The following is an 18,375-nucleotide window of genomic DNA, read 5'->3' on the forward strand; positions in this document are numbered from 1 at the left end:
AGCGACCCAGACAGATCAGTGGATCGAACGTTTTATGGGCCTGTCCCGCCTAAAGCCCGAGGTCAAGGAACTGTTGCTGGACCGCAGCAAGATCCTGACAGTTCCTGCGGGGACAGTTGTGTTCGGGCCGGGCAAGTCGCCTGAAAACATGCTGTTTCTGCTTGATGGCACGGTTCGTGTGCAGCAGGTGTCCGACACGGGCCGGGAAATCGTTCTGTATCGTATTCACGCCGGAGAAAGCTGTGTGCTGACGACCGCCTGTCTTTTGGCGTATGATGATTATTCCGCCGAAGGGATTGCCGAAACAGACATTCAGGCGGCTGCGATACCGCGCGATGTCTTTGACGCATTGGTCGCGCAGTCGCAGTCGTTCCGCAGTTTCGTTTTTGCCGCCTTTTCCAAGCGGATCACCGACCTGTTCCTGATGGTGGATGAGGTCGCATTTCAGCGGATCGACGTCCGCCTGGCGCAAAAGCTGATAGAACTGTCCGAGGGCGGGCAAAGCATTGCGACAACACACCAAAAGCTGTCGGTCGAACTGGGCACCGCGCGCGAAGTGATTTCGCGCCAGTTGCAGGAATTCCAGCGACGCGGCTGGATTGCACAGTCGCGCGGCACCGTCACGCTGCAGGAACGTGCGCAGCTTGAAAAGCTGGCGGACAGAAACATTTAGGGCAATCTTTTCCGTTCAGTGACAATGTCACCGACAGACCGAGTCGGCTTGTGTAGAACCATCTTAGTTTTACACAAAAGGAGTCGCTGAAATGACTGCAAATATGGGAAAAGCCGATCGTCTGCTGCGGCTGATCGCAGGCCTGGTTCTGATTGCGGCACCGTTGATCGGCGGTATGGGCCTTTTTGGAATGACATGGCTCAACTACGTCATGATTGTTGCGGGTATCGTGATGCTGGCAACATCCACAATGCGGTTTTGCCCGCTCTACACAATTTTTGGCATCCGAACTTGTAAGGTATGACAATGGAAACAGTTTTTACACCTTGGCAATCACTGGGTGGGGGCGCGCTGATCGGCGTGGCCTCTGTGCTTTTGATGGCCAGTCTTGGCCGTATCATGGGGGCGACCGGCATTCTGGGCGGCCTGCTTTACCCGGCAAGCTGGTCTGACTGGTCATGGCGGGCCGCCGTGCTGGCCGGGATGGTCAGCGGGCCGCTGGTCATTTCACTGCTGACGGGGCAGATGCCCGCCGTGCAGGTCCCCGTATCCACGCCGATGCTGATCATCGGCGGTTTTATCGTCGGACTTGGCGTCACCTATGGATCTGGCTGCACGTCGGGGCACGGTGTCTGCGGCATGGCCCGGTTGTCGCCGCGATCCATCGCCGCCGTCATCACATTCATGATCACCACCGGGCTGACAGTCTATGTCCTGCGCCACGTGATAGGAGGGTAATCCAATGCGTTTGATCGCAAGCTATATCATCGGGTTGATCTTCGGGGTGGGCATTTCCATCTCGGGGATGGCGAACCCCGCCAAGGTGCTGAACTTCTTCGACGTGGCCGGCACATGGGACCCCAGCCTGATCTTCGTGATGGGGGGGGCCGTCGTGGTGACATTTATCGGTTACCGGTTCGTTCTGAAACGGCCCGCGCCGATGCTGGAGCAAAAGTTCCAGTTGCCAACGCGCCGTGACCTTGACCTGCCACTGATCGGTGGTTCGGCTGTCTTTGGCATCGGCTGGGGGATTGCCGGGTTCTGTCCCGGCGGCGCCCTGCCTGCGCTGGGCACCGGCAAATCCGAGGTCTTTATCTTTGTTGCGGCCCTGCTGGCTGGCATCTTTGCAGTGAATATCATGAACCGCATGCGCCAGACGCGCAGTGCAACCGCTTGAATGACGACAGAAAAAAGGAACTGAAAACATGACTTATCCTGTCAATATGAACGTCAAACCGGACGTATCCGCCCATTTCGATGCGGCGACGAACACCATCAGCTATATTGTCAAGGATCCTGACAGCGATCACTGTGCGATCATCGACAGCGTGATGGACATCGACTATGCCGCTGGCCGGATCACCTATGATCATGCCGATGCGCTGATCAAGGAAGTGCAGGACCGTGGCCTGACCCTTGACTGGATCATCGAGACCCATGTCCATGCGGATCACTTGTCAGCCGCGCCATACATCCAGGAAAAACTGGGCGGTAAGATCGGCGTCGGCGCCAAGATCATGGTCGTGCAGGATGTGTTCGGCAAGATCTTTAACGAAGGCACCGAATTCCAGCGTGACGGGTCGCAGTTCGACAAGCTGTTCGAAGACGGTGATACCTACAAGATCGGCAACATGGATGCATTCGCCATGTATACCCCCGGCCACACGCCGGCCTGCATGGTGCATGTGATCGGTGATGCGGCCTTTGTCGGGGATACGCTGTTCATGCCCGATGGCGGGTCGGCCCGCGCCGATTTCCCCGGTGGCGATGCCGGTCAGCTGTATGACAGCATTCAAAAGGTGCTGGCGCTGCCCGACGACATGCGATTGTTCATGTGCCACGACTATGGCCCGAACGGCCGCGACATTCAGTGGGAAACCACCGTGGGCGAAGAAAAGGCGCACAACATCCATGTGGGTGCGGGCAAAACGCGCGAGGACTTTATCAAGTTCCGCACCGAACGTGATGCGCAGCTGGACATGCCAAAGCTGATCATTCCATCGCTGCAGGTGAACATGCGTGCCGGTGAAATCCCGAGGGACAAAGACGGCAACCCCATGCTCAAAGTGCCGGTCAACGGACTGTAAGTCGGAGAAGATGCAGATGGAATTCAAGAAGCTCACATCAGGTGTGTCTGTCACGCCCCAGATCATGCCCGCCGACTTGCAGGCGGTGCATGACGCAGGGTTTCGATCGATCATCTGCAACCGACCCGACGGTGAAGCGCCCGATCAGCCCAATTTCGAGGATGTTGCGACAGCGGCCCGCGAACTGGGGATCGAGGCGGTTTATCAGCCCATCGTGGCTGGTAAAGTCTCTGACGACGATGCCGATGCGTTTGACAAGGCGCTTGGCGATCTTCCTGGTCCCGTGCTTGCCTATTGCCGGACCGGTACCCGGTCAGCGACCCTGTGGTCGCTGGCCAAGGCCGACACACTGGCGGTTTCCGACATTCTAGCCACCACCAAGGCCGCCGGTTACGACATGGCAGGCGTGGTGCGCCGGATCGCGAATGGCGGCAAAACCCCGACAGATCAGGCCGATGCGACCTATGAGGTCGTGATCGTCGGCGGCGGTGCTGCGGGGATTGCTGTCGCGTCCAGCCTGCATGCCCGCAAACCGGGCCTTGAAATTGCGATCATTGATCCTGCCGATGTGCATTACTACCAACCCGGCTGGACAATGGTCGGCGGCGGCATTTTCGAAGCCTCTGACACCGTGCGCACCATGGGTTCGCTGATCCCTCAGGGTGTGCATTGGATCAAATCCGCTGTCGCTGCCTTTGAACCCAAGAACGACGCGGTGATCCTCGATGGCTGCCGCGTGGTGAAATATAAACGCCTGATCGTTTGTCCGGGGCTGAAACTGGACTGGCACAAGGTCGAAGGTCTGGTGGATACGCTGGGCAAGAATGGGGTGACGTCGAATTACCGCTATGATCTGGCGCCTTACACATGGGAACTGGTCAGAGGGATGAAATCTGGCCGGGCCATTTTTACCCAGCCGCCGATGCCGATCAAATGTGCCGGTGCCCCTCAAAAGGCCATGTATCTGTCCGCCGATGCCTGGAGCCGCCGGGGCGTGCTGAATGACATTGATATTCAGTTCAACAACGCCGGTGGTGTGCTGTTCGGCGTCAAGGATTACGTTCCCGCGCTAGAGGAATACGTCAAGAAATACGGTGTAAACCTGAATTTCTTTCACAACCTTGTCGCGGTCGACGGCCCTGCGAAAAAAGCGTGGTTTGATGTGGCCAAGCCGGACACCCCGGTGGAACGCGTCGAGATGGACTTTGACATGATGCATGTCTGCCCGCCACAGACGGCCCCCGATTTCATTCGCGTGTCGCCGCTGGCGGATGCGGCAGGCTGGGTCGATGTGGATCAGGCGACACTGCGCCACAAGACCTATGAAAACATCTGGTCACTTGGTGATGTAATGAATGCGCCCAACGCGAAAACAGCGGCTGCTGCGCGGATGCAGGCACCGGTGGTTGCGGAAAATGTCGTGGCCGACATGGCCGGTCGTGCGCCTGTTGCGCAATATAACGGCTATGGTTCCTGCCCGCTGACAGTGGAGCGCGGCAAGATCGTTCTGGCGGAATTCGGCTATGGCGGCACTTTGCTGCCCAGCTTTCCTAAATTTCTGATTGACGGCACCAAGCCAAGCCGCGCGGCGTGGCTTTTGAAGGAAAAAATTCTGCCGCCGGTCTATTGGAAGGCGATGTTGAAGGGCCGTGAATGGATGGCCAAGCCGGAAAAGGTCACCGTCAAATAAGCCCTGTTCCCGTCCGGTGGCCCGGGCGGGTTCCCCCTGAACCCTTGATGTATCGAGCATTCCCATGTCGGCCAATCTGACCAAATACCTGCCCATTCTTGACTGGGGGCGGACCTATAACCGCAAAACCTTTGGCAACGACATGATCGCGGCCGTGATCGTGACGATCATGCTGATCCCGCAATCATTGGCTTATGCGCTCTTGGCGGGGCTGCCGCCCGAGGCGGGGCTATACGCCTCGATCGCGCCGATCATCCTTTATGCAGTGTTCGGCACCAGCCGTGCCTTGGCGGTCGGGCCTGTGGCCGTCGTGTCGCTGATGACGGCCGCCGCCCTGAGCAACATCGTTGAACAAGGCACCATGGGCTATGCTGTTGCGGCGCTGTCGCTGGCCGCGTTGTCTGGTGCGATCCTGCTGGCCATGGGGTTGCTGCGGTTGGGCTTCGTCGCGAATTTCCTGTCGCACCCGGTGATTGCGGGTTTTATCACTGCATCGGGGATCATCATTGCCGCCAGCCAGTTGAAACATATCCTCGGGATCGAGGCAGAGGGGCATAACCTGCTTGATCTGTTCGTGTCGCTGGTCAGCCATCTGGGGCAGATCCACTGGATTACGGCCATCATCGGGATTAGCGCGACCGCCTTTTTGTTCTGGGTCCGTAAAGGGTTGAAGCCTGCGCTGCGCAAGATGGGCGTCGGGGCAGGGTTGGCCGATGTGATCACCAAGGCCGGACCGGTTGCCGCTGTCGTCGCCACGACCGTGGCGGTCTGGGGGTTTGGCCTGTCCGATGCAGGGGTCAGCATTGTGGGCGACGTGCCGCAAAGCCTGCCACCGCTGACGCTGCCCTCCTTTTCCCCTGAATTGCTGCGCCAGCTTTTGCTGCCGGCGTTTCTGATTTCGATCATCGGTTTCGTTGAATCGATTTCTGTCGCGCAGACGCTGGCGGCCAAAAAACGCCAACGCATTGACCCTGACCAAGAGCTGATCGGGCTGGGCGCCGCCAATGTCGGTGCTGCGTTTACCGGCGGTTTCCCCGTCACGGGCGGTTTTTCGCGGTCGGTCGTGAACTTTGATGCGGGGGCGGAAACACCAGCCGCCGGTGCGTTCACCGCTGTCGGGCTGGCGATTGCCGCTGTCGCGCTGACGCCGCTGATTTTCTTTCTGCCCAAGGCGACGCTGGCTGCGACGATCATCGTCGCTGTCCTCAGCCTGGTGGATTTCAGTATTCTGAAGCGCAGTTGGGCCTATTCCAAGGCCGATTTCGCTGCCGTTCTGGCGACCATTCTGCTGACGCTTGGCGTGGGTGTCGAGGCCGGTGTCTCGGCCGGTGTTGCCCTGTCGATCCTGCTGCATCTTTACAAAACGTCGCGCCCCCATATCGCAGAGGTCGGCCTTGTTCCGGGCACCGAGCATTTCCGCAATGTGCTGCGTCACAAGGTGGAAACCGACCCAAAGGTGCTGACATTGCGGGTGGACGAAAGCCTGTATTTTGCCAATGCCCGGTACCTGGAAGACTACATTCATTCCCGCGTGGCCAGGGACAAGGATATTCGCCATGTGATCCTGCAATGTTCCGCGATCAACGAAATCGACCTCAGCGCGCTTGAATCGCTAGAGGCGATCAACACCCGGCTGGCGGAAATGGACGTAAAACTGCACCTGTCAGAGGTGAAGGGCCCCGTCATGGACAGGCTGAAAACATCGCATTTCCTGGACGAATTGACCGGCGATGTCTTCCTGACCCAGTTCGAAGCGGCTGGCGCGGCGCGGGGCCAGCCTGCGCTAGCCTGAAACAGCTTTCAGGTCGCCCCTTCCATGTTATTGATGATTTCAAAAATTGATCAATAAAATGGATGGGCGATGACCTTTGAACAGATCAGAACGTTTCTGTGGGTGGCCCGTCTGGGCGGATTTCGCAAGGCCGCCGAACGGTTACACCTGTCACAACCTGCTGTTTCCACCCGGATTGCCAACCTCGAGGAAGAATTGCGCGCGCCCCTGTTCGAACGCGGGCAGGGCGCACTGGTGCTGACGCGGCAAGGGTCGCTGTTGCTGACCTATGCCGAACAGATGCTGTTCGTCGAAGAGGAAATCAAACAGCGCGTCGCCAATTCATCGGAATCCGAAGGGTTGCTGCGGATCGGGGCATCGGAAACGATTGCGCAGTCGTGGCTTCCGCTATTCCTCAAGGCGTTCAGCGAAAAATACCCTAGGGTCAACGTGGAACTGACAGTCGACATTTCGCTTAACCTGCGGGCGGCACTGTTGGAACGCCGCATTGATCTGGTTTTTCTGATGGGTCCGATTTCGGAATTTTCGGTGCAGAATGTGCCGCTGCCGTCGTTTGATTTGCATTGGTATCGCGCAGTGTCCAACCCGCAGACGGATCTGACGCAGATCCCTGTCATTTCCTATTCCAGCCAGACGCGCCCCTACCGCGAACTGATGTCAGAGCTATCGCAGCGACATGGACCCAAGGTGCGGGTCTTTGCATCGGCGTCGCTATCTGCAAGCCTCAAGATGATTGCCGAGGGAATCGCCGTTGGCCCCTATCCGCGGGCGCTGGCATCGGCCCTGCTAGAGGCAGGGCGGATTGTTGAATTTGATCCAGGTATTTATCCGCAGCCATTGCAGTTCACGGCGTCTTACGTATCAGAGCCGCGCAGCTTTCTGGTTGAAGACACGGCAAAAATTGCGCGGGATGTGGCGCAGGACTGGGACCGGGCGGAACATAGGGCATAAAAAAAATGGATCATGAGTGATCAAGAATGATAATTTGCCTGAATTGTAACTGATATGTGATGCTGTCCGAAATCAGGGACAGCTGAGATGAACAAGACTACAGTTTCACATAGTGACCTTGTCGGCCTGTCGGCGGCGGATGTGCGCGCCGCCATTCGGGCCGGGTCATACGGTGGGCAGACTTCTGGTTTGGCGGCGGGCAAGTTGCAGTGCAATCTGGCGATCTTGCCCGAACGTCACGCGCTGGATTTTCTGCGGTTTTGCCTGCGTAACCCCAAACCATGTCCGATTGTCGGCGTCAGCGATACCGGCAACCCGTTTTTGCCGACGTTGGGGCATGACATCGACATCCGCCATGACGTGCCCCGGTACCGTGTGTTTCGCGATGGCGTGCTGGCTGAAGAAACCACCGATATTGCAGACCTGTGGGCCGATGATCTGGTCACGGTGGCGCTGGGTTGTTCGTTCACCTTTGAAAACGCGCTGATGGGTGCGGGTATTCCGGTGCGGCATATCGAAATGGGGCGCAATGTGCCGATGTACAGGTCCAACATCCCGCTGGCGCCTGCCGGTCCTTTCGCGGGTGAAATGGTGGTGACCATGCGCCCGATCCCCAGCGATCAAGTGATCGCTGCACATCAGATCAGCGCGCAGTTTCCGCAGGCGCACGGGGCGCCGATTGCCACGGGTGACCCTGCCATGATCGGGATCAACGATCTGGCCAATCCAGAGTGGGGCGAGCCGGTCGAGATTCGCACCGGCGAAGTCCCTGTATACTGGGCTTGCGGCGTGACCCCGCAAAACGTGTTGCTGGATGCCAGACTGCCGATCTGCATCACCCATGCGCCCGGTCACATGCTGATTGCGGATGTGGCTGAAGACGCCGAAACCACCGTTTTGAACAACCAATAACAGACATCAACAAGGAGACATACGATGCGTATTACACTGACGGCCCTTGCGGCCACTACGGCACTGGTTCTGCCAGCGCATGCTGAAAACTTTTCGGTCGTCGGCAGCTGGTCAAGCCTGCCGCTGCATGGCGCATACGAGGCGCCGTTCTGGAACGAAATCCTGCCCGCCGCATCGGGTGGTGACATCACGGTCGAACTGACCACCCACAACCAGATGGGTCTGGGTCTGGGCGATATCTATCCCTTGCTGGGCCAGGGCGTTTATGATGTGGCGATGACGGTGGCCGATTACGCGGTCGCCGACGCGCCTGAACTGGAAGGGCTTGATGTGCCTCTGCTGGCGCTGACTGCGGAAGAAGCCCGCGCGATGGTCGATGCCGCCCGCCCGATGGTCGATGATATCTATCGTGACCGTTTCAATTCCAAGGTGCTGGCCATCGCCCCGTATCCGCCACAGGTCGTATTCTGCAACGAAGAGATCACCAGCCTTGATGACATGCAGGGCCTGAAGGTCCGCGCATCTGGCCGCATGACAGCCAAACTGCTGGAAGCGCTGGGCGCCGAAGGCGTGAACGTGTCCTTTGCCGAAGTTCCTGGCGCATTGCAGAACGGTGTTGTTGATTGTGCCGTCACCGGTGCCGGGTCGGGGTATTCTGCTGGCTGGTGGGAAGTGTCCACGCATCTGATGCCGCTGCCGCTGGGCGGCTGGGATCCGGTTGTGACGGCCATGAACATGGACAAGTGGAACAGCCTTGACGCCGACACACAGGCACTGATCCAGGAACAGATCGTCACCGGCTTTGAAGACCCCGCATGGGCCAGCGCGCAGGATGCGCTTGTCAATGATATCGCCTGCCTGACAGGCAACGGGGAATGCCCATCGGGTGAGGCGCGGTCGATGGTGCTGGTCGAAGCAAGCGAGGAAGACTTTGCCAAGGCTCGTGAAATCCTCACCAGCGAGGTGTTGCCTGAATGGGCTGAACGTGCCGGTGCCGACTGGGCCGCGCGCTGGAACGACAGCGTTGGCCAGGTCGTTGGCGTGACCATTAACTAAGCCACCACTCACCGGGCCAATCAATGGCCACTCACAGGGGACGTGTCGATATGGAACTGAAACTGATTGCGGGATTGCGCACCATCAACAAATGGGTGGCCTTGATGGTCGGCATTGGTGTGTTTGCCTGCGCAGGGTTTGTCCTGCTTGACATCGTGATGCGCCGGTTCGGCACGTCCCTTGGCGGAACCGAGGAAATCGCAGGTTATACCATGGCGCTTGCGACGTCTTGGGGTATGGGTTTTACCCTGCTGGAACTGGGGCATGTGCGCATAGATCTGCTGCGCAGCCGGGTTCAGACATTCGGCCGGGCATTATTCGATGTGTTCGCCATGATCGTCATGTCCGGTGTGATCGTCATGATCGCGGTCAAGGCCTGGCCGGTGGTCGAACGGTCGCTGGTCAATGGGTCGCGGGCCAACACGCCGCTTGAAACCCCGCTGGCGCTGGTGCAATTGCCCTGGTTTGCGGGTTGGGTCTGGTTCGCCTGCATGTCCTGCGCCGTAACGCTTGGCGCGCTCAGCATGATTGTCAAAGGCCGCGCGGCCGAAACGGAACCGATGATCGGGGCCTTTGCTGAACAGGACACACTGCAATGATCGGATTTGTTTCTGCCGGGCTTTTGGGGCTTCTGGCGCTGTCCATTCCTGTGGGGATCGTGCTGTTCCTGCTGGGGTTTGGTATCGATACATTCTTTTCCAGCTTTCCGCTGACACGGGGCTTGGGCAATCTGGTCTGGTCATCTTCAAATTCGGCCACGTTGATTGCGATCCCGTTCTTTGTTTTGCTGGGCGAAATCCTTGTGCGCAGCGGGGTTGCCACCCGCACCTATGCCGCACTTGACCGCTGGGTATCGTGGTTGCCCGGTGGGTTGGTGCATGCCAATGTTGCCACCGCGACGATGTTTTCCGCGACATCGGGTTCATCCGTTGCCACCGCTGCGACCGTGGCGACCGTGGCGATGCCGCAGGCGGAAAAGCTGGGCTATGACCCGAAACTGTTTTCCGGCGCGATTGCCGCCGGCGGCACGCTGGGCATCATGATCCCGCCGTCGATCAACCTGATCGTTTACGGATTCCTGACGCAGTCGTCGATTCCACAGCTCTTTCTGGCGGGGCTTGTGCCCGGCTTGGGGCTGGCACTTGCGTTCATGGCGATTACGGCGATCATCTGCACCATCCGGCCCGAACTGGGCGGCGTGCGCCGCACATTTCCTTTCCCGCAAATGCTGCGGGCGCTGGTCGATCTGGTGCCGATCATCATTCTGTTCGGTCTGATCGTCGGGTCGATCTATCGCGGCTGGGCCACCCCGACCGAGGCCGCCGCCGTCGGTGTTGCCGGCGCGTTGCTGATCGCCTTTGTATTTGGTGGCGTGTCATTCGCGATGCTGGGCGAAAGCATCCTTGGCACGGTCAAGATCACGTCGATGATCATGCTGATCGTGATAGGTGCATCCTTCCTGAATTTCACTCTGGCCTCGGCGGGTCTCGGGCGAGAGTTGACGGACCTGATGACGGGTCTGGGGCTGACGCCGCTGAAAACCATTCTGGTGGTTGTCATTTTATATATCGTGCTGGGGTTCTTTATCGAAACGCTGTCACTGATGGTGGTGACCATCCCGATTATCGTGCCGCTGGTCGTGGCGCAGGGGTATGACGTGATCTGGTTTGGGATCCTGATGATCGTGCTGATCGAAATGGCGCTGATAACCCCGCCGGTCGGCCTGAACCTTTACGTGGTGCAGGGCGCGCGCAAATCCGGCAAGTTGTCAGAGGTCATGTTGGGCGCCATTCCCTATGTCGGGATGATGCTGTTCATGGTCGTGCTGCTGATCGCCTTTCCGGGCATCGCGCTCTATCTGCCGAACGCCCTGCAATAGCGCCCTTCAACCATTTACCTTTCAATCCTGCGGGCTGTCTACGCCGCCCGCAAACAGCGGAGATATGACCAATGTGGCAATTCTGGGTGGACCGTGGCGGCACGTTCACGGATATCGTAGCGAAAACGCCCGATGGTGATCTGTGGACGCACAAACTGCTGTCCGAAAACCCCGAGGCCTACAATGATGCCGCCGTGCATGGCATCCGCCAGTTGATTGGTCTGGGGACTAATGATGCGATCCCGCCGGGGATGATCAGCGCGGTCAAGATGGGCACGACCGTCGCGACCAACGCGCTACTTGAACGCAAGGGTGAACGCACGGTTCTGCTGATCACCATGGGGCTGCGCGATCTGTTGCGCATCGGCTATCAGAACCGGCCACGGTTGTTTGATCTCAATATCGTGCTGCCGGAACTGCTCTATAGTGACGTGATCGAGGTGGCCGAGCGTGTTTCGGCGGATGGCGAGATCGTCACCCCGCTGGATGCAGACGCCGCGCGCGTGGACCTGCAACGTGCCTATGACGATGGTGTTCGGTCGGTGGCCATTGCGCTGATGCACAGTTATCGCTTTGCCGACCATGAAAAGACGCTGGGCCGGATTGCTGGCGATATCGGCTTTACGCAGGTCTCGCTCAGCCATGAAGCCAGCCCGCTGATCAAGCTGGTGTCGCGGGGCGATACCGCCGTCGTCGATGCTTATCTGTCACCCATCCTGCGCCGCTATGTGCGGCAGGTCGCCGATGCATTGGGCACGGCCAAGGGCGGCTGTGACCGGCTGATGTTCATGCGATCAAACGGCGGGCTGACCGACGCCGCCCTGTTTGAAGGGCGCGACGCGATCCTGTCCGGGCCGGCGGGTGGTGTTGTAGGCATGGTGCGCACGGCGGCGGAACTGGATTATGACAGGTTGATCGGGTTCGACATGGGCGGGACGTCTACGGATGTGTGCCACTATGCCGGTGAATACGAACGCAGCTTCGAGACAGAGGTTGCAGGCGTGCGGATGCGCGCGCCGATGATGTCTATTCACACGGTCGCAGCTGGCGGTGGCTCGATCCTGTCCTACCGCGACGGGCGGATGCAAGTCGGTCCGGAAAGTGCGGGTGCGAACCCAGGCCCTGCCGCCTATCGCCGCGGCGGGCCTCTGACCGTGACAGACTGCAATGTGCTGCTGGGCAAATTGCAGCCTGATCAGTTTCCCGCCGTGTTCGGCCCGAATGCCGATGAGCCGCTGGATGCCAATGTCGTGCGCGAAAAATTCGCGGCGTTGAGCAAGGAGATCGGCGGCGACCGCACGGTCGAGGACATCGCAGAAGGTTTCCTGCGTATTGCTGTTGAAAACATGGCCAACGCGATCAAGAAGATCAGCGTCCAGCGCGGCTATGACGTGACCAAATACACGATGAACTGCTTTGGCGGGGCAGGCGGGCAGCACGCATGTCTGGTGGCCGATACGCTTGGGATGGAAAGCATCTACATTCATCCGTTTGCAGGGGTTCTGTCAGCCTTTGGCATGGGACTGGCAGATGTTCGGGCCATGCGCGAACATCAGTTCGGGCAAGCGATTTCCAACACCGATGATGCCAGTGGCGTGATCGCGGAATTGAGCGATGCCGTCCGTCAGGAAGTCGCAAGCCAGGGCATCGCGCAGGAAAATATCGCCATTGTCACCACGGCGCACATCCGGCCTGACGGCGCGCAGCAGACTTTGCCGGTGTCGTTCGGACCGGTCGAGGACATGACCGCCGCCTTTGCCGAGGCACATCAGCAGCGGTTCGGTTTCGTGCCCGACAATGCGGCCCTACTGATCGACATTCTGACTGCCGAGGCGATCGGTGGCACCGGTGAAAAGGTCAGCCTGCCCGATACGACCGGTGCTGGCTTACCTGCGCAGTCCGCGCGGATGTGGTCGGGTGGCGCATGGCGTGATGTGCCACTGGTCGATCGCACCGCGCTGGCGCGGGGTGAACGTGTCGATGGCCCGGCAATCCTGACCGAACCCACAGGCACCAATATCGTCGAAGACGGCTGGCAGGCCGAATGTGCTGCCGGCGGTAACCTTGTCCTGCGCAGGGCCATTCCGCTTGCAAGGCAAGAGGCGGTCGGAACAAAGGTCGATCCTGTCATGCTGGAGGTGTTCAACAACCTGTTCATGTCCATTGCCGACCAGATGGGTGCGACGCTGGCCAACACCGCCTATTCGGTGAATATCAAGGAACGGTATGATTTCTCCTGCGCGATCTTTGACGAAGCGGGCGATCTGGTGGCGAACGCGCCACATGTCCCTGTCCACCTTGGGTCAATGTCCGAAAGTGTGCGGGTGATCCTGCGCCAGAACGCCGGCAAGATCCGCCCCGGTGATGTGTTCATGATGAACAACCCCTATAACGGCGGCACGCATCTGCCGGATGTGACGGTCATTACGCCGGTCTTTGACGACGCCGGCGAACGGATCATCTATACCGTCGCGAGCCGGGGCCACCACGCCGATATCGGGGGCAAGACACCCGGGTCGGCCCCGCCCGACAGCCGTACCATTGCAGAAGAAGGCGTGCTGATCGACAATTTCAAACTGGTCGCCGCAGGTCAGTTGCAGGAAGCGGCGACGCGCGAACTGCTGGCCTCTGGCCACTATCCCTGTCGGAACATCGATCAGAACATGGCCGATCTGGCTGCCCAGATTGCGGCAAATGCGACCGGCGTAGCTGAATTACAGCGCATCACGCGGCAGTTCGGGCTGGATACCGTTCATGCCTATATGGGCCACGTGCAGGACAACGCCGAAGAAAGCGTGCGCCGCGTGCTGGATGTGCTGCGCGATTGCGCCTTTACATATCCGCTGGATGGTGGGGCGCAGATCAAGGTGGATATCCGCGTCGATCAGGCAAACCGGCAGGCAGTGATTGATTTCACCGGCACCAGCCAGCAAAGCCCGCTGAACTATAATGCGCCCTTGGCAATCTGCAGGGCGGTCGTGCTCTACGTGTTCCGCACGCTTGTCGGCAGCGACATTCCCATGAACGAAGGGTGCATGAAGCCGCTGAGCCTGATCGTGCCAGAAGGGACCATGATCAACCCGCGCAGTCCGGCGGCGGTGATTTCCGGTAATACCGAGGTCAGTCAGGCGATCGCCGATACGCTATATGGGGCGCTGGGCGTGATCGCGGGCAGTCAGGGGACCATGAATAACTTCGTCTATGGCAATGACACCTATCAGAACTACGAAACGATCTGTGGCGGCACCGGGGCCGGGCCGGGGTTTGATGGCACCAGCGCCGTGCATAGCCACATGACCAACACCCGCATGACCGATCCCGAGGTGCTGGAAACCCGCTTTCCTGTCCGCGTCGATGAATTTTCGATCAGGGAAGGGTCTGGTGGGGCGGGGGCCTATCTGGGTGGAAACGGAATTGTCCGGCGCCTGCGGTTTCTGGAACCGATGACCGTGACGGTGCTGTCGTCACATCGCGTGGTGCCGCCGCATGGTGCGGAAGGCGGCGCAGCGGGTGCGACAGGTGAAAACAGCATCGAACGCGCGGATGGCGCGGTGCAAATGCTGGCTGGCAATGACGCGGCGGAACTGGGCGCGGGCGATGTGTTTGTGATGAAGTCCCCCGGTGGGGGGGGCTACGGCAAGCGGACGGAATAATCAGGCATCGGTCGGTTTGCAGGCGGGAAAGGGCTTGACCTTCCGCCTGCTGGAAGCCCTAGCAAGCATTGTGAACATGTTTGGAGGGGTTTCATGAACAAGACCATAGCGATGGCCGCTGTCATACTTGCCGCCGGTGTCGGGGGGTGGTTTGTGATGGTCGGGGATGGGCCGGCCGATGCTCCGACGGCAACCCGGACCGGCGCGGCCATTGTCGATGTTGTCGTGCCCGCGTCCTTTTCGGACAATGCACAGATCGGGCAGCGGGCCTATCAAGCCAATTGCGCGAAATGCCACGGGGCCAATGCGGCCGGGCAGGACGGTGTGGCACCACCGCTTGTGCACAAGATATATGAACCCGGCCACCACGGCGACGAATCCTTTCAACGGGCGGCCGCGTTGGGGGTGCGGGCGCATCACTGGCCGTTTGGCGACATGGCCCCGGTTGAAGGGCTGAACAGGGCCGATGTGACGATGATCGTCGCCTATGTGCGCGAATTGCAGCGCGCCAATGGGATCAATTAGGGCAGGCTGCTTGCCCGCCCCGATTGTTCATAGCTTTAGCCAAGCACCGTCTTGATCGCCTTTGCCGTCGCCGCGACGACCTGATCGACCTCGGATTCGGTGATACAGAAGGGCGGGGCAAAGCCAAGGATGTCGCCCTGCGGCATGGCCCGCGCGATTACGCCGTCCGCGGCCATCGCCGCCACGATCTGCGGCCCGATCTTTTGCGCCGGATCATAGAGCGTGCGGGTGTCCTTGTCGGCGGCCAGTTCGACCGCGCAGAGCAACCCTTCGCCGCGGACCTCGCCGACATGGGAATGGCTGCCCACCGCATCGCGCATCGCTGCATTCAAATAGGCCCCGATGCGGCCCGCGTTTGTGACCAGATCCAGATCGTCGATCAGTTTCAGGTTCGCCACACCGGCGGCGGCACAGATCGGGTGAGCGGAATAGGTCCAACCATGCCCGATAGGGCCATTTTCATCTGTCCCTTGTTCCAGCACCTTCCACATCTTGTCTGACACAATGGACCCCGACAGCGGCGCATAGGCCGAAGTCAGCCCCTTGGCGATGGCGATCAGGTCGGGTTTCATCCCATAGTGATCGGACCCGAACATCGTGCCAAGGCGACCAAAGCCGGTCACGACCTCGTCCGCGATCAGCAGGATATCGTGCTTGTCCAGCACCGCCTGAATGGCCGCCCAATAGCCCGCGGGTGGCGGGACGATCCCGCCGGTGCCCAGTACGGGTTCGCCAATGAAGGCGGCGATGGTGTCGGCCCCTTCGCGCGCGATCAGATCCTCAAGCGACGCGACGCATTGGGTGGTGAATTCTTCTTCGGTCTGGTCGTTATCAGCGCGGCGGAAATAATAGGGGGTATCGGTGTGCAGAACCTGCGACAGGGGCAAATCGAACTTGTTGTGAAAGAATTCCAGCCCCGTCATCGACCCGGTCATCAGCCCCGACCCGTGATAGCCCCGCCACCGCGAGATGATCTTTTTCTTTTCAGGGCGTCCAAGGATATTGTTGTAATACCAGACCAGCTTGATGTTGGTTTCATTGGCGTCCGACCCGGACATGCCAAAATAGACCTTGGACATATGTGCCGGGGCGCGGTCCATTATCATCTTGGACAGGGTAATCGACGCCTCTGTACCGTGGCCGACATAGGCGTGATAATAGGCAAGGCTTTTCGCCTGTTCTGCAATCGCATCTGCGATCTCGGTTCGGCCATAGCCCACGTTCACACAGTAAAGTCCCGCAAAGGCATCCAGCATCCGGTTACCGTCGCGGTCTTCGATATGCACGCCTGACGCGCCGGTGATCACCCGTGTAGGCGTTTCGCCGCGCGCATGCTGGGCAAGGTGGGTCGAGGCGTGAAAAAAATTCTCGCGGTCCCATTGGGCAAGTTGGTCATTGGTCAGCATGGGTGGCGTCCTTTGATTGGTGTATGCGGCGTTTCAGCCGGTGATTTCGATGGCCAGCACAGCAAGGCAATCGCCCGCCTGCATCAGGCCGGGGTGATGGCGGGCAATGACGATGCCATCCATCTGCGCGCGTACCTCGCGGGGGGCGCAGCCAAGGTGGTGTGTGTCCCAGACACAGGCCAGGATATCGCCCTTTGCCACCGTATCCCCAAGGGTCACGCGAAAGGCGACCAACCCTGCGGTATCGGCAAAGTGAAAGCAGCGGTCATCGGGCTGTGTCAGCATGCGCGTGTGGCCATATTCCGGTTCGGCATCCAGAATTCCTGCGTGGATCAGCAGGTTGCGCAGACCCTTGCGGGCGATGTCCAGCGTTTCGGGCCGCGCGGTGCCACCACCGCCCAGTTCGGTGGTCACGAATGTCTTGCCCTGGGTTTCGGCGGCGTCATCATACATGCCAAGCGCGTCGATCTCGCGCATTTCGGTGCTGAAGGGTGCGTTGAAGGCATCACGCGCGGCGCGGCAGCGATCCTCTTGTGCCTTGTCGTCCAGCACATGCGAGGCAGCGAAAGGCAGAAAATCAAGCGTTTTGCCGCCTGAATGAAAATCCAGCACGATATCGGCCATCGGCAGCAGCGTGCGGTGGAAATAATCGGCAATCCGCTGGGTCGGCGTGCCATCGGGTTGACCGGGGAAAATCCGGTTCATGTTGGCGTCGTCCAGCGGTGAAACGCGACTGCCTGCAGCAAAAGCGGGCTGGTTCATAAAGGGGATAATGATGACCGTGCCGGTAATATCCTCGGCCCGCAATTCATAGGCCAGTTCGGTCAGCGCAATCGGTCCTTCGTATTCATCGCCGTGGTTGCCCCCCGTCAGCAAGGCGCGCGGGCCGGTGCCGTTCTTGATCACGCAGATGGGGATCATGATGGACCCCCATGCGCTGTCATTGCGGCTGTAGGGCAGGCGCAGATGGCCGTGCTGGATACCTTCGGCGTTGAAATCGACGGTCGCGGTGATGGGATTGTCGCGCATCATCGGTCAGGCCTTGACGCACATTTCGCGCGGCGTCGCGCAGAGGCATTCCACGCCCGTGTCGGTGATGACGATGGGTTCGGTAATTTCCAGCCCGCCATCGTCCAGCCAGAGGGCCGGCATGAAATGAAAGGTCATGCCCGGTTCCAGCACGGTCTTGTCGCCCCTTCGGAACGACATGGTGCGTTCGCCCCAGTCGGGCGGATAGGACAGGCCGATGGCATAGCCACAGCGGCTGTCCTTTTCAAAGCCCAGCCGGTTCAATGTGGTGTTGAACGCCTCTGCGATATCCTCGCAGCGGTTGCCGGGGCGGGCCTGCTGCAAACCCGCCTCGATCGCCTCTAACACGGCCTTTTCGGCGTCCTGATATTTCTGCGGGGGTTCGCCCAGAAACAGGGTGCGCGACTGTGGGCATTGATAGCGGCGATAGGCGCCGGCGATTTCGAAAAACGTGGTTTCGCCCGTTCCCAGCGGTGTGTCATCCCATGTCAGGTGCGGTGCTGTGGCATCAAGTCCGGACGGCGCGACCGGCACGATTGCGGGGTAATCACCCCAATGCCCCTCGGCCCCCATGATCGAGGCATGGACGATATCGGCGATCAGCGCGTTTTTCGGCAGGCCCGGTTCGGCCTTTTCGCGGATCACGGCATGCATGTTTTCCACGATCCTTGCGGCGCGGCGCATATATTCGATCTCGGTGTCGGATTTTACCGCGCGCTGCC

General features: G+C 59.6%; 17 protein-coding genes. 14 read left to right on the forward strand and 3 right to left on the reverse strand.

Annotated elements, in window-relative coordinates; genetic code table 11:
• Window positions 1–34: 34 nt before the first annotated feature.
• The 14 genes from ACTG4B_RS02805 to ACTG4B_RS02870 all read left to right on the forward strand — a co-directional run bounded on the left by ACTG4B_RS02805 (window position 35) and on the right by ACTG4B_RS02870 (window position 15,218).
• Complete coding sequence (locus ACTG4B_RS02805) at window positions 35–673, forward strand: Crp/Fnr family transcriptional regulator (protein WP_439154219.1); 639 nt, start codon at window positions 35–37, stop codon at window positions 671–673.
• 91 nt (window positions 674–764) lie between these two features.
• Window positions 765–977, forward strand: coding sequence for a YgaP family membrane protein (locus ACTG4B_RS02810; RefSeq protein ID WP_439154162.1), 213 nt, complete (start codon window positions 765–767; stop codon window positions 975–977).
• A 2-nt stretch (window positions 978–979) separates the two neighbouring features.
• Complete coding sequence (locus ACTG4B_RS02815; RefSeq protein ID WP_439154163.1) at window positions 980–1,411, forward strand: YeeE/YedE family protein; 432 nt, start codon at window positions 980–982, stop codon at window positions 1,409–1,411.
• Window positions 1,412–1,415: 4 nt separating this feature from the next.
• Window positions 1,416–1,850, forward strand: a complete 435-nt coding sequence (locus ACTG4B_RS02820; RefSeq protein ID WP_439154164.1) for a DUF6691 family protein — start codon at window positions 1,416–1,418, stop codon at window positions 1,848–1,850.
• 28 nt (window positions 1,851–1,878) lie between these two features.
• Window positions 1,879–2,760, forward strand: a complete 882-nt coding sequence (locus ACTG4B_RS02825) for an MBL fold metallo-hydrolase (protein ID WP_439154165.1) — start codon at window positions 1,879–1,881, stop codon at window positions 2,758–2,760.
• A 16-nt stretch (window positions 2,761–2,776) separates the two neighbouring features.
• Window positions 2,777–4,450, forward strand: coding sequence for a TIGR01244 family sulfur transferase (locus tag ACTG4B_RS02830; RefSeq protein ID WP_439154166.1), 1,674 nt, complete (start codon window positions 2,777–2,779; stop codon window positions 4,448–4,450).
• Between the two features lie 64 nt (window positions 4,451–4,514).
• A complete protein-coding gene (locus ACTG4B_RS02835) occupies window positions 4,515–6,242 on the forward strand; it encodes a SulP family inorganic anion transporter (protein WP_439154167.1) in 1,728 nt (575 codons plus the stop codon).
• A gap of 69 nt (window positions 6,243–6,311) precedes the next feature.
• The gene (locus ACTG4B_RS02840) at window positions 6,312–7,193 is read left to right on the forward strand and encodes a LysR family transcriptional regulator (protein ID WP_439154168.1); all 882 of its coding nucleotides are present in this window, start codon (window positions 6,312–6,314) and stop codon (window positions 7,191–7,193) included.
• Between the two features lie 87 nt (window positions 7,194–7,280).
• On the forward strand, window positions 7,281–8,105 hold the full coding sequence (locus ACTG4B_RS02845; protein WP_439154169.1) for a putative hydro-lyase: 825 nt from the start codon (window positions 7,281–7,283) through the stop codon (window positions 8,103–8,105).
• A 24-nt stretch (window positions 8,106–8,129) separates the two neighbouring features.
• Window positions 8,130–9,161, forward strand: coding sequence for a TRAP transporter substrate-binding protein (locus tag ACTG4B_RS02850; protein WP_439154170.1), 1,032 nt, complete (start codon window positions 8,130–8,132; stop codon window positions 9,159–9,161).
• Between the two features lie 50 nt (window positions 9,162–9,211).
• Window positions 9,212–9,760 (forward strand): TRAP transporter small permease subunit, encoded by a 549-nt coding sequence (locus ACTG4B_RS02855; protein ID WP_439154220.1) that lies wholly within the window; start codon window positions 9,212–9,214, stop codon window positions 9,758–9,760.
• A complete protein-coding gene (locus ACTG4B_RS02860; protein WP_439154171.1) occupies window positions 9,757–11,040 on the forward strand; it encodes a TRAP transporter large permease in 1,284 nt (427 codons plus the stop codon). The genes ACTG4B_RS02855 and ACTG4B_RS02860 overlap by 4 nt, the downstream gene beginning before the upstream one ends.
• 71 nt (window positions 11,041–11,111) lie before the next feature.
• Entirely contained in the window at window positions 11,112–14,693 is a 3,582-nt protein-coding gene (locus ACTG4B_RS02865; protein WP_439154172.1) for a hydantoinase B/oxoprolinase family protein, read from the forward strand.
• A 93-nt stretch (window positions 14,694–14,786) separates the two neighbouring features.
• On the forward strand, window positions 14,787–15,218 hold the full coding sequence (locus ACTG4B_RS02870) for a c-type cytochrome (protein ID WP_439154173.1): 432 nt from the start codon (window positions 14,787–14,789) through the stop codon (window positions 15,216–15,218).
• Between the two features lie 35 nt (window positions 15,219–15,253).
• On the opposite strand, the gene ACTG4B_RS02875 is transcribed toward ACTG4B_RS02870, so the two are convergent.
• The 3 genes from ACTG4B_RS02875 to ACTG4B_RS02885 form a co-directional block, all read right to left on the reverse strand.
• Window positions 15,254–16,624 (reverse strand): aspartate aminotransferase family protein, encoded by a 1,371-nt coding sequence (locus tag ACTG4B_RS02875; protein WP_439154174.1) that lies wholly within the window; start codon window positions 16,622–16,624, stop codon window positions 15,254–15,256.
• A gap of 33 nt (window positions 16,625–16,657) precedes the next feature.
• Window positions 16,658–17,653, reverse strand: a complete 996-nt coding sequence (gene doeB, locus ACTG4B_RS02880) for a N(2)-acetyl-L-2,4-diaminobutanoate deacetylase DoeB (RefSeq protein ID WP_439154221.1) — start codon at window positions 17,651–17,653, stop codon at window positions 16,658–16,660.
• A gap of 6 nt (window positions 17,654–17,659) precedes the next feature.
• Window positions 17,660–18,375: M24 family metallopeptidase (locus ACTG4B_RS02885; RefSeq protein WP_439154175.1), on the reverse strand; the 716-nt coding region annotated here is incomplete at its 5' end.

Source organism: Yoonia sp., assembly GCF_965660735.1.
Classification (GTDB): domain Bacteria; phylum Pseudomonadota; class Alphaproteobacteria; order Rhodobacterales; family Rhodobacteraceae; genus Yoonia.